Annotated in this window: 11 protein-coding genes; 9 read left to right on the forward strand and 2 right to left on the reverse strand. The window is 74.0% G+C overall.

Features of this window, described 5'->3' with window-relative positions; genetic code table 11:
* Positions 1-39 precede the first annotated feature (39 nt).
* Both ABGA99_RS33630 and ABGA99_RS33635 read right to left on the reverse strand, forming a co-directional pair.
* Positions 40-1,419, reverse strand: coding sequence for a TerD family protein (locus tag ABGA99_RS33630; RefSeq protein ID WP_347575637.1), 1,380 nt, complete (start codon positions 1,417-1,419; stop codon positions 40-42).
* A gap of 16 nt (positions 1,420-1,435) precedes the next feature.
* Positions 1,436-2,392 carry a DMT family transporter gene (locus ABGA99_RS33635; protein WP_347575638.1) on the reverse strand — a complete coding sequence of 319 codons (957 nt, stop codon included), beginning with the start codon at positions 2,390-2,392 and terminating at the stop codon, positions 1,436-1,438.
* Positions 2,393-2,481: 89 nt separating this feature from the next.
* Here ABGA99_RS33635 and ABGA99_RS33640 point away from each other — a divergent pair, with 89 nt between their 5' ends.
* From ABGA99_RS33640 to ABGA99_RS33680, 9 genes are all read left to right on the forward strand, one after another.
* On the forward strand, positions 2,482-3,084 hold the full coding sequence (locus tag ABGA99_RS33640) for a helix-turn-helix domain-containing protein (RefSeq protein ID WP_347575639.1): 603 nt from the start codon (positions 2,482-2,484) through the stop codon (positions 3,082-3,084).
* 195 nt (positions 3,085-3,279) lie between these two features.
* Positions 3,280-3,912, forward strand: coding sequence for a GntR family transcriptional regulator (locus tag ABGA99_RS33645; RefSeq protein ID WP_347575640.1), 633 nt, complete (start codon positions 3,280-3,282; stop codon positions 3,910-3,912).
* Positions 3,913-3,950: 38 nt separating this feature from the next.
* Positions 3,951-4,847: a dihydrodipicolinate synthase family protein gene (locus ABGA99_RS33650; RefSeq protein WP_347575641.1), complete on the forward strand. Its 897-nt coding sequence runs from the start codon at positions 3,951-3,953 to the stop codon at positions 4,845-4,847.
* Positions 4,844-6,583: an L-arabinonate dehydratase gene (araD, locus tag ABGA99_RS33655; protein WP_347575642.1), complete on the forward strand. Its 1,740-nt coding sequence runs from the start codon at positions 4,844-4,846 to the stop codon at positions 6,581-6,583. The genes ABGA99_RS33650 and araD overlap by 4 nt, the downstream gene beginning before the upstream one ends.
* A 101-nt stretch (positions 6,584-6,684) precedes the next feature.
* Positions 6,685-7,635, forward strand: coding sequence for a sugar ABC transporter permease (locus tag ABGA99_RS33660; protein WP_347575643.1), 951 nt, complete (start codon positions 6,685-6,687; stop codon positions 7,633-7,635).
* Positions 7,632-8,540 (forward strand): carbohydrate ABC transporter permease, encoded by a 909-nt coding sequence (locus ABGA99_RS33665; RefSeq protein ID WP_347575644.1) that lies wholly within the window; start codon positions 7,632-7,634, stop codon positions 8,538-8,540. Before ABGA99_RS33660 ends, ABGA99_RS33665 begins: the two co-directional genes overlap by 4 nt.
* Positions 8,537-9,718, forward strand: a complete 1,182-nt coding sequence (locus tag ABGA99_RS33670) for a Gfo/Idh/MocA family oxidoreductase (RefSeq protein ID WP_347575645.1) — start codon at positions 8,537-8,539, stop codon at positions 9,716-9,718. Before ABGA99_RS33665 ends, ABGA99_RS33670 begins: the two co-directional genes overlap by 4 nt.
* Positions 9,715-10,581 carry a PmoA family protein gene (locus tag ABGA99_RS33675; RefSeq protein ID WP_347584114.1) on the forward strand — a complete coding sequence of 289 codons (867 nt, stop codon included), beginning with the start codon at positions 9,715-9,717 and terminating at the stop codon, positions 10,579-10,581. Before ABGA99_RS33670 ends, ABGA99_RS33675 begins: the two co-directional genes overlap by 4 nt.
* Positions 10,582-10,660: 79 nt before the next feature.
* A complete protein-coding gene (locus ABGA99_RS33680) occupies positions 10,661-11,986 on the forward strand; it encodes a sugar ABC transporter substrate-binding protein (RefSeq protein WP_347575647.1) in 1,326 nt (441 codons plus the stop codon).
* The last annotated feature ends 77 nt before the right edge of the window (positions 11,987-12,063 follow it).

Below are 12,063 nucleotides of genomic sequence, written 5' to 3' on the forward strand. Positions count from 1 at the left end.
CGGGCCCCGCCGCATGTGCGCGCGGGGGGACTACGGGGGTTACAGCGCCGCCGCGGCCGGCTTGACCATGCCCTTCACGGTGCGCGAGTCGACGTACTCGCCGAGGGCGGTCATCTCCCACTCGCCGCTGAACTGCTTGATGAACTTCGCCATGAGCACGCCCGTGCGGGGCTCGGACGAGGTGAGGTCGAAGCGGACCAGCTCCTCGCCGGTCTGGCCGTCCAGCAGGCGGCAGTACGCCTTGGCGACGTCGGTGAACTTCTGGCCGGAGAAGGAGTTGACCGTGAAGACCAGGCCCGTGACCTCCGGCGGCAGGCCGCCGAGGTGGACGGTGATGACCTCGTCGTCGCCGGCGCCCTCGCCGGTGAGGTTGTCGCCGGAGTGCTGGATGGCGCCGCCCAGGATCTGGAGCTTGCCGAAGAAGCAGTTGTCGATCTTGTTGCGCTGGGGGCCGTACGCGATGACGGAGGCGTCCAGGTCGATGGACTTGGCGCGGCGGCGGCCGCCGCCGTAGGCGGGCTCCCAGCCCAGGCCCATCTTCACCGTGGTCATCAGCGGCTGGCCGCCCTTGACCAGCGAGACCGTCTGGTTCTTCTGGAGGTTGACCCGGCCCTTGTCGAGGTTGATCTTCCCGGGCTGCCCGGCCGCCGGCGGCGGTCCCGGCTGCTGCGGGGCGGCGGGCGGGGGCGGACCGAAGCCGCCGGGCGCGGGCGGGGCGCCGGGCGCCGGGGGAGCGGGCGGCGGGGCGGCCGGGGCGCCCCACTGGCCCGGGGGCGGCGGGGGCATGGAGCCCGGCATCGGCGCGGCCGGCGGCATGGGCGCGGCGGGCGGCTGCGGTGCGGCGGGGGCCTGCGGGGCCGCCGGGGCCTGCGGTGCGGCCGGGGCGGGCGGCGGCGGGGGTGCGGCGGCGGGCGCGGCCTGGGCGGGCGCGGGCGCCGGCTCGTCGACGCTGACGCCGAAGTCGGTGGCGATGCCGGCGAGCCCGTTCGAGTACCCCTGGCCCACGGCGCGCACCTTCCACGCGCCGTTGCGCCGGTAGACCTCCACGACGACGAGGGCCGTCTCGCTCGACAACTGCGGCGGCGTGAACGTGGCGATGACGGCGCCGCTGGCCGCGTCCCGCACCGTCGCCGTCGGCTCGGTGCCCGAGAACGTCCCGTTGTCCAGGCTGGCGGTGACCACGACCTTCTCGATGTCCGCGGGCACGCCCGCGGTGTCCACCGTGATGGAGTCGGCGGCGCCGGCGGACTGGTGCGTCACCCCGGGGGCAGAGGGCTGGTTGTAGAAGACGAAGTCGTCGTCGGAGCGCACCTTGCCGGCGGTGGTGAGCAGGAGGCCCGAGACGTCGAGCCGCACCGGCGCGGTGACGTCCACGGCCACCCGGGCGGCGCTGAGCGGTAGGTTCGAGCCAGGGGTCATCGCAGTCATGCACCGGCTAACGAACGGCCCCGGTCCGCGGTTCCTCCCGTGTCCGCCGGACGGGGACCTCCTGCGAACCGGTACGTCCCCGGTCACCGGCCGGGCGCGCCGCGGCCCCCGTGCCGAGGGTCGCCGCCGCCACTCCCGCCGCCGCGACGGCCATTCCCGCCACCGCCACGGGACCGGGCGCCTCGCCGAACATCGCGTACGCCCACAGCGCCGTGACCGGCGGCGTCAGGTACATCAGCGCGCTGGTCACGGTGACCCCGCTGCGGCGCAGGCTCAGCCAGTAGAAGCCGTACCCGCCGGCCGTGGACAGCACCACCACCCACGCCACCGCCAGCCAGAAGCCGCCGCCCGCGGGCGGTGTGCCCCGGCCGCCGGCCAGGGCGACCGCGGCGAAGAGCACGGCGCTCACCAGCACGTGCACGGGCACCGCGTCGGCGGGCGGCAGCGGCGAGCGGGCCCGGCGCTCCAGGAAGCTGGCGCCGAGCAGGGCGGCCATGCCGGCGAAGGGCAGCGCGTACGCCCACGGCGGTGCCGCGCCGGCGCCGCCGAGGTCGTCCCGTACGACGAGCGCCACCCCCGCGAGGCCCACCGCCAGCCCGGCCCACTGCCGCCGGGTCACCTTCTCGCCGAGCAGCGGCCCGGCCAGCGCGCCGGCGGCCAGCGGCTGCAGCGCGGCGATCAGCGCCGCGCTGCCGGCGGGGACGCCCAGGCCCACGGCCCAGACGATGGCGCCCAGATAGCCGCCCTGCGACAGGGCGCCGATCACGGCCTGCTCGCCCAGCGCCCGGCGCGGGAGCCTGCGGCGGCGCAGCAGCAGCCAGCCGCCGCAGAAGAGCGCCGCGGCGGCGAGGAAGCGCCACATCAGCAGGGTGTCCGCCGCGGCCTCGCGGGTGCCCAGTTCGGCGCCGATGAAGCCGGAGCTCCAGAACGCGACGAGACCGCCGGATACGGCCGTGACACCCATGCTGACCTCCTGGATTAAACCGATCGGTTTACTCGATCTGGCCAGTGTACTAAACAGGTCGGTATACTCGCGGGCGGAGGTGGTCGCAGATGGCGGCACAGACGGCGGTGCAGCCGCGGCTCACACCCGCGGCTCGGAAGATCCTGGACGCGGCGGAGACGCTCTTCTACAACCGCGGCATCACGGCCGTGGGCGTGGACCTGATCGCCCGCCGGGCGGGTGTGACGAAGAAGACGATCTACGACCGCTACGGTTCCAAGGACGCCCTCGTCGCCGCCTACCTGCGCCGGCGCGACGAGCGCTGGCGCACCTGGCTGCCCGCCGAGGTCGAGCGCACCGCCGCCGGCGGCACCGCCTGCGACCGGATCCTGGCCACCTTCGACGCGCTCGGCACCTGGATGGGCGGGCAGTCCCCGCGCGGCTGCAGCTTCGTCAACGCCGCCGCCGAGCTGACCGACCCCGGGCACGCGGGCCGCCAGGTCATCGCCGATCAGAAGCACTGGCTCCGCGGCTATCTGCGCGAGCTGTGCGAGCGGGCCGGCGCGGCGGACCCCGGGCTGCTCGCCGACGAGCTGCTGCTGATCCACGAGGGCGCGACCGTGCTGTACGGGCTGTCCGCCGTGCCCGAGCCCGTCACCGTCTCCCGGCGGCTCGCCGAGGCCGCGCTGCTGCGCGCCGGCTGCACCGCCTGAGCCGGACGCCCCTTACCGGGGCGACGCCCGTACGCCCCACGCCTCCACCGCCCTGCACCGCCCGACTCCCCCCGGCGGCACGGAAGTTCGTGCCGCCGCACCCATTGACGAACCTCCGGCCCCGTCCTACTTTCAGCGCGTCGTACTTCGTACGTCATATATGAGACGCGATACCTGAGATATCCAAGGGCGGCCATGACCTTCGCTCCAGGCCCGATCCCCTCCCGCACGCAGTACGTGCAGGACGCGATCAAGCACGCCATCCTCACCGGCAAGCTCACCCCCGGGCAGCCGCTCGTCGAGGCCGACCTCGCCGCACAGTTCGGGGTCTCCAAGACGCCGGTGCGCGAGGCGCTCAAGACGCTGGCCGGCTCCGGGCTCGTGGTGATGAGCCAGTACAAGGGGGTCACCGTGCGCACCGTGGACGCCACCATGGCCCGCGAGGTCTACGACGTCCGGCTGCTGCTCGAACCCGAGGCGCTGCGCCGCACCGTCGCGCTGGAGGCGTCGCTGCAGGCCGCGGAAGAGGCCCTGGTACGCGCCGAGTCCGCGCCCGACGCCGCCGACCGCAGCCTCGCCAACCGCGACTTCCACCGCGCCCTGTACCTGCCCTGCGGAAACCCCCTGCTCAGCCGCATGCTCGACGATCTGCGCGACCAGGCGGCGCTGGTCTCCACCGTCGCCTGGTCCGCCAACCCCTCCTGGGAGCGCGAGGCCGGCGAGCACCGGGAGATCCTCCGGCTCGCCGCCGCCGGCGACGCGCAGGCGGCGGGCGCCGCGCTGCACGACCACATCGCGTCGTTCCTCGCCCGGGCGTTCCCCGTATGACCGCCGCCCCCGGCGGCCCCGACAGGAAGGCCGGCCCCATGGACCACCTCAGGCCCGCGCTCGCCGAGGCCGTCGCCATCCCCGTCACGCCCTTCGACGCGGCCGGCGCCATCGACGAGGACACGTACCGCGCGCTGCTGCGCCGCCTCCTCGACGGCGGCGTACGGACCGTGACCCCCAACGGCAACACCGGCGAGTACTACTCCCTCGGCCCCGGCGAGCGCCGCCGCGTCACCGAGCTGACCGTCGCCGAGGTCGGCGGCGAGGCCGCCGTGATCGTCGGCGTCGGCCACGACCTGCCCACCGCCGTCGAGGCCGCCCGGCACGCCGGGGAGGCGGGCGCCGAGATGGTGATGGTGCACCAGCCCGTGCACCCGTACGTCTCGCAGAGCGGCTGGGTCGACTACCACCGGGCCGTCGCCGAGGCCGTCCCCGGGCTCGGCGTGGTGCCGTACATCCGCAGCGACCGGCTCGACGGCGCCCGGCTGGCGCGGCTCGGCGAGCTGTGCCCCAACGTCGTCGGCGTCAAGTACTCCGTCCCCGACGCCGCCCGCTTCGCGGCGTTCGCGCGCGACGCCGGCCGGGAGCGGTTCGCCTGGGTCGCCGGGCTCGCCGAGCTGTACGCGCCCGCCTACTGGGCCTGCGGCGCCACCGGCTTCACCTCGGGCCTGGTCAACGTCGCGCCGAAGGTCTCGCTCGCGATGCTGGAGGCGCTGCGCGCCGCCGACTACCCCGCGGCCATGCGCGTCTGGGAGCAGATCCGTCCCTTCGAGGAACTGCGCGCCGCCGACGCCTCCGCCGACAACGTCTCCGTCGTCAAGGAAGCGCTGGCCGCCCTCGGCCTGGCCCGGCGCGGCGTGCGCCCGCCGGGCCGGCTGCTGCCGGAGCCGGTGCGGGAGCGGGTGGCGGAGATCGTTAGGGGGTGGGGGATATGACCGGCGAAGATCGCGGGCAGGCGCGCGAGCTGCGCAGCCACCGCTGGTACGGGGACGGGGTCGCCGCCGGACTGCGCTCCTTCAGCCACCGCGCCCGTACCCGGCAACTCGGCTACCTGCCCGAGGAACACCTCGGCAAGCCGGTCGTCGCCATCCTCAACACCTGGTCCGACATCAACCCCTGCCATGCCCACCTCCGCGAACGCGCCCAGGCCGTCAAGCGCGGCGTGTGGCAGGCCGGCGGCTTCCCGCTGGAGTTCCCCGTCGCCACGCTCTCGGAGACCTTCCAGAAGCCCACGCCCATGCTCTACCGCAACCTCCTCGCCATGGAGACCGAGGAGCTGCTGCGCTCGTACCCGGTCGACGGCGCGGTGCTCATGGGCGGCTGCGACAAGACCACCCCCGCGCTGCTCATGGGCGCCGCCAGCGCCGGGCTGCCCGCCGTCTTCGTCCCGTCCGGGCCGATGCTGCCCGGCCGCTGGCGCCGCGAAGTCCTGGGCTCCGGCACGGACATGTGGAAGTACTGGGACGACCACCGCGCCGGGCTCATCGGCGACTGCGAGCTGGCCGAGCTGGAGTGCGGGCTCGCCCGCTCACCCGGCCACTGCATGACCATGGGCACCGCCTCCACCATGACCGCCGCCGCCGAGGCGCTCGGCATGACCCTGCCGGGCGCCTCCTCGATCCCGGCCGTCGACTCCGGGCACGAGCGGATGGCCGCGGCGGCGGGCGCGCGGATCGTCGGGATGGTGGAGGAGGACCTGACCCCCGCGCGGATCCTCAACGGCGAGGCGTACGAGGACGCCGCCGCCACCGTCCTCGCCCTCGGCGGCTCCACCAACGCCGTCATCCACCTGGTCGCCATGGCCGGCCGCTCCCGTGTCGCCCTGACCCCCGCCGACTTCGACCGGATCGCGCGCACCGTGCCGGTGCTCGCCGACGTCCGGCCCGGCGGCCGGTTCCTGATGGAGGACTTCCACTTCGCCGGCGGGCTCCCCGGGCTGCTCTCCCGCCTGACCGACGTGCTGCACCTCGACCGCCCGACCGTCGCCGGCACGCTGCGGCGGCAGCTCACCGGCGCCCGGGTGGACGACGCGGAGGTGATCCGCCCCCGCGACAACCCCGTCGCCGCCGAGGGCGGTGTGGCCGTGCTGCGCGGCAACCTCTGCCCGGACGGCGCCGTCATCAAGCACGTCGCGGCCGAGCCCCGGCTGCTCGCGCACACCGGCCCCGCCGCCGTCTTCGACGACTACCGCGAGCTGCAGGCCACCATCGACGACCCCGCGCTCGCGCTCACCGCGGACCACGTGCTGGTGCTGCGCAACGCGGGCCCGCTGGGCGGCCCCGGCATGCCGGAGTACGGGATGCTGCCGATCCCCGCGTACCTGCTCAAGCAGGGCGTACGCGACATGGTGCGGATCTCCGACGCCCGGATGAGCGGCACGAGTTACGGCGCCTGCGTGCTGCACGTCGCCCCCGAGGCGTACGTCGGCGGGCCGCTGGCGCTCGTCGAGAACGGCGACCTCGTCACCCTCGACGTGGCCTCCCGCACCCTGCGGCTGGAGGTCGGCGACGCCGAACTGGCCCGCCGCCGCGCCGCCTGGACGCCGCCGCCCCCGCGCTACGAGCGCGGCTACGGCGCCCTGTACGCCGACCAGATCACGCAGGCCGACACCGGCTGCGACTTCGCCTTCCTGGCCCGTACGGGCCGGGTGCCCGAGCCCTACGCGGGCTGACCGCCCCGGGCGCGCACCACTCCCGTACCACCTCGTACCCGCCTGTCCGACTCATCGAACGACGTTCGCGAAGCGCTTCGACGGCACCGATAGGAGCAGACATGGCCCAAGCCGCGGCGCGGCCGCCGGGAACGGCCCGGCGGCGCGCGCAGAGCCGACGCGGGGGCAGCCGGCGCGGGGGATCCCGGCGCCTTCCGTATCTGCTGATCGCCCCGGCGGGGCTGCTGATGCTGGGCTTCATCGCCTACCCGATGCTCAGCGTCTTCTTCTACAGCCTGCGCCACTACAACGTCACCAAGCCCTGGCGCGACGGCTTCGCGGGCCTGGAGAACTTCACCACGCTGCTCACCGACGACCCGCTGTTCTGGGACTCCCTGGCCTTCAGCGCCAAGTGGGTCGTCGTCGAGGTCGGGCTGCAGCTCGCCTTCGGCCTCGCCCTCGCGCTGATCGTCAACCAGACGTTCCTGGGCCGCGCGTTCGCCCGCGCGCTGGTCTTCTCGCCGTGGGCCGTCTCCGGCGTCCTCACCACGACGATCTGGATGCTGCTCTACAACCCCGCCACGGGCGTCAGCCGCTACCTCGCCGACGCCGGCATCGGCTCGTACGGCACCTCGGTCCTCGCCGACACCGGCACCGTCTTCTGGGCCGCCGTGCTGGCCGAACTCTGGCGCGGCGTGCCCTTCTTCGCCATCCTCCTCCTCGCCGACCTCCAGTCCGTGCCGAAGGACCTCTACGAGGCCGCGGCGGTCGACGGCGCCGGGCGGCTGCGGCAGTTCGTGCACATCACGCTGCCGCACCTGCGGGACGCGATCATCCTGTCGACGCTGCTGCGCGCGGTGTGGGAGTTCAACAACGTCGATCTCCTCTACACCCTCACCGGCGGCGGCCCCGCGGGCCAGACGACCACCCTCCCGCTGTACGTCGCCAACACCGGCATCCACGGCCACGACTTCGGCTACGCCTCGGCCCTGACCACCGTCGCGTTCGTGATCCTGCTCTTCTGCTCGATCCTCTACCTGCGCCTGAGCAAGTTCGGAGGCGACAACCGATGAGCACCGCTCCGACCGCGCTCGCCGCGCCCCCGCACGCCCCGGGCGCCGCGCCCGCCCCGCCGGCCCGCCGCGGACGCCGTCGCCGGCGGCGGGCGTACGACGAGGTGCCGCGCTGGCAGATCTGGCTCCCGCTCGGGTTCTACCTGCTGTTCACCCTTGTTCCGTTCTACTGGATGCTGCTCTTCGCGCTGCGCCCCGCCGGTTCCACCTCGCTGGTGCCGTGGCCGATGACGTTCGAGCACTTCGACAAGGTCTGGACCGAGCGCAGCTTCGGGACCTTCTTCCAGAACAGCATGCTCGTGGGTGTCGCCACGCTCGTGATGACGACCGGCGTCGCGCTCGCCGGCGGCTACGCGCTGGCCCGCTTCGACTTCCGGATCAAGAAGGCGTTCCTGCTCGGGCTGCTGTGCTCGCAGTTCATCCCCGGCGCGCTGATGCTCGTCCCGCTCTTCGAGATCTTCCGCAACCTGCAGATGATCAACTCGCTGGGCAGCGTCGTCATCGCCGAGACGGTCTTCCAGCTCCCGCTGTCGCTCATCCTCATCAGCACGTTCATCAAGAACGTGCCGTACGCGCTGGAAGAGGCCGCCTGGGTCGACGGCTGCGGGCGCTTCCGGGCGTTCTGCGCGGTGGTGCTGCCGCTGCTGCGGCCCGGACTGATCGCCGTCGGCTCGTTCGCGTTCGTCCACAGCTGGAACCACTTCCTCTTCGCGCTGATGTTCCTCAGCGAGCAGGACAAACAGACGATCCCCGTCGGCCTCAACACGCTCATCGGCGCCGACAGCGTCGACCTGGGCGCGCTGGCGGCGGGCGGGGTGATCGCGGCGGTGCCGGTGGTGATCGTCTTCGCGTTCATCCAGCGCTGGCTGATCACCGGCTTCAGCGCGGGGGCGGTGAAGGGATGACGACGCCCGACCTCCGTACACCCGCACCCGTGCCCGTCGTGCTGGCCGGGGCCCGCGGGCACGGGCGGCGGCACCTGGCGAACATCCGCCGGCTGGAGCGCGCCGGCCGCGCCCGGCTGGCCGGCGTCTGCGAGACGCACCCGCTGACCGGGGCGGAGTTCGCCGGCGAACCCGTCGTGCAGGACGCCGACTTCGCCGCGCTGCTGGCGCGTACCGGCGCCCGGCTGGCCGTCGTCTCCACGCCGATCCCCACCCACACCGACTTCGCCGTGGTGGCCGCCGCGTACGGCGTGCACCTGCTGCTGGAGAAGCCGCCCGCGCCGTCGTTCGCGCTGTACGAGCGCATCGAGGCCGCCTGCCGCTCTGCCGGGGTCGCCTGCCAGATCGGCTTCCAGTCCCTCGGCTCGCACGCCCTGCCCGCGATCCGCGCGCTCGTCGCCGACGGCGCCATCGGCGCGGTACGGGGCATCGGCGCCGCGGGCGCCTGGGTGCGCGACGAGGCGTACTTCCGCCGCGCGCCGTGGACCGGGCGGCGGCGGCTCGACGGCGTCGACGTCGTCGACGGGGTGCTGACCAACCCGCTCGCGCACGCCGTCGCCACCGCGCTCGCCCTGGACGGCACCGTGCGGGCGGGCGAGATCACCGGCATCGAGCTGGAGTTGTACCGCGCCCACGCCATCGAGGCCGACGACACCTCCTGTCTGCGGCTGACCACCGCCCGCGGCACCGAGATCGTCGCCGCCGTCACGCTGTGCGCCGAGCGCGCGGCCGACCCGTACGTGATGGTGCACGGCACCACCGGCCGGATCACGTGCTGGTACAAGGAGGACCGCGTGCTGCTCCAGCGCGCCGGATACGGCCCCGAGGAGATCACGTACCGCAGGACCGACCTCCTCGGCAATCTCCTCGACCACCTCGGCGACGGCACCCCGCTGCTCGCCCCCGTCGCGGACGGCGGCGCGTTCATGCGGGTCGTCGAGGCCGTACGCACCGCCCCCGACCCCGTGCCGCTGCCGCCCGCCGTCTGGCGCGCCGCACCGGCGGACGGCGGTCCGCCGGCCGCGCGCCGCGTGGTGCCCGGCATCGACGCGCTCGTCGCCGCCGGCGCCGAGCGGCTGGCCCTCTACTCCGAACTCGGCGCCCCCTGGGCCGCCGGCAGCGAGGTGAGCCACGTATGACCGTCCCCTCCCGCAACCGCACCGGCACCGACGCCGCCACCCTGCTGTGCTGCGCGGGGCGTCGCGTCGGCCGCTACGTCCACCGCCCGCACCTCGACGCCCGGCTGTCCCCGCGCCCGTACCTCCACCCGCTCACCACCCTGGCCGGGGTGCCGGTCACCGAGCTGATGCCCGGCGACCACCCGCACCACCTCGGCGTCAGCATCGCCGTCCCCGACGTCGCGGGCGCCAACTTCTGGGGCGGGCGCACCTTCGTCCGCGGCCGCGGCCCGGTCGAGCTGGCCGACCACGGCGAGCAGCGGCACGCCGGGTGGCTGCTGCGCGACACGGACGGCTTCGTCGAGGAGCTGAGCTGGTACGCGGGCGGCGCCGAGGTGCTGCGCGAGCGCCGTGCCGTCGCGGTCGCCCCGGCGGGCGAGGGGGCGTGGGCGCTGGGCGTGTCGTTCGCACTGACCAACGTCTCGGGCGGGCCGGTCTCGTTCGGCAGCCCCGCCACCAACGGCCGCCCCGGCGCGGGCTACGGCGGCTACTTCTGGCGGGCGCCGCGCACGGAGCGCCCACCGCTGGTCTTCACGGCGGCGGCCGCGGGCGAGGAGGCGGTGCACGGGCGGCCCGCGCCCTGGCTGGCGCTGGCCTCCGAGGCCTGGACGCTGGTCTTCGCCGGCGCCACCGACGCCACCCGCCGCGACCCCTGGTTCGTCCGCGTGCGGGACTACCCCGGTGTCGGCTCGGCGCTGGCCTGGTCCGCGCGGGTGCCGCTGGCGCCGGGCGCGAGCCTGACCCGGCGGGTCGTCACGGCGGTGGCCGACGGCCGGCTGGACCGTGCCGCCGCCGCGGCGCTGGCGCGCCGGGCGGTGGCGTGAGGGGGCGGCGCGCAGCCCGTACGCCGCCGGTCCCCCTCCGACTCCGTACCTCCCTCATCCCACCGAAATGAGCCGACACATGACCATGACCACACCACTGAGAGCAGCCGCCGCCGTCTGCCTGGCGAGCGCGCTCACCCTCACCGCGGCCGCCTGCGGCGACGACGGCAGCACCGGCGGCGGCAGCGAGGGGAAGGGCGCGGGATCGATCACCTTCTGGGACAACAACGGCGGTGTGCGCACGCCGGTGTGGAAGGAGATCATCGCGGACTTCGAGAAGGCGCACCCGGACATCGACGTCGAGTACGTGCCCATCCCGATCACCGACGTGCAGTCCAAGTACGACACCGCCATCGCGGGCGGCGGCCTGCCGGACGTCGGCGGCGTCACCACCTCGTACCTCGCGAACATGGTCGCGCAGGACGCGCTGGAGCCCGTCGGCGGCCGGATCGAGGACGGCGCGCTGAACGGCGTGCTGGCCGAGAGCATGACCGAGAGCGTCCGGGCCGCGGGCGGGCGCGGCGAGGAGATGTACTCGGTGCCGACCTCCGCCAACAACGGCACGCTGTGGTACCGCACGGACCTCTTCGAGGAGGCCGGGCTCGCCCCGCCGACCACCTGGGACGCCTTCTACGCCGCCGCGGAGAAGCTCACCGACAAGGAGAACAACGCCTTCGGCTACACCATCCGCGGCGGTGAGGGCTCCCTCGCGCAGGCGCTGGACGTGATGTACGGGCAGTCGGGCCTCACCGAGTTCTGGGAGGGCGGCGAGACGACGGTCGACGCGCCGGAGAACGTCGCGGCGCTGGAGAAGTACGTCGGGCTCTACAAGGACGTCACGCCCGAGGCGGACGTGAACAACGACTTCGTGAAGATGGTCGCGCAGTTCGACAACGGCGACATCGGCATGCTGAGCCACAACCTCGGCTCGTACCAGGACCACCTGAAGGCGCTGGGCGAGGGCGGCTTCGCGGGCCTGCCGCAGCCGACCGGACCCGGCGGGAAGCGGGTGCAGGTCTCCCACCCGGTCGACGGCCTCGGGCTGTTCAGGTCCAGCGACAACAAGGGCGCGGCCTGGAAGTTCATCGAGTTCGCCGCGGCCCATGAGGCCAACAGCCTGTGGAACGAGTCGGCGGCGCAGATCCCCGCCAACACGGAGGCGGCCGGGGACCCCTGGATCAAGGAGTCGGCGCGCGACAACGCCGCCTTCGCGTCGCTGACGGACGGCAGCACGGAGATCGTGCAACTGCCGTACTACCTCCCCGACTGGAACGACATCAGCAAGACGAAGAACGAGCCGGCGTTCCAGAAGGTGCTTCTCGGCGAGATGACCGCGAAGGAGTTCCTCGACCAGCTCGCGGACCAGTTGAACGCGGCCCAGGCGGAGTGGCAGGAGCAGCAGTGACCCCCGCGGGCCGGTCGCGGACCCGGGCGGACCGATGCGTGGACAGGGCACGGAACTGTACGGCGCCGCCGCTGAGG

Origin of the sequence: Streptomyces sp. B5E4, from assembly GCF_039871555.1 — a bacterium.
Taxonomy (GTDB): domain Bacteria; phylum Actinomycetota; class Actinomycetes; order Streptomycetales; family Streptomycetaceae; genus Streptomyces.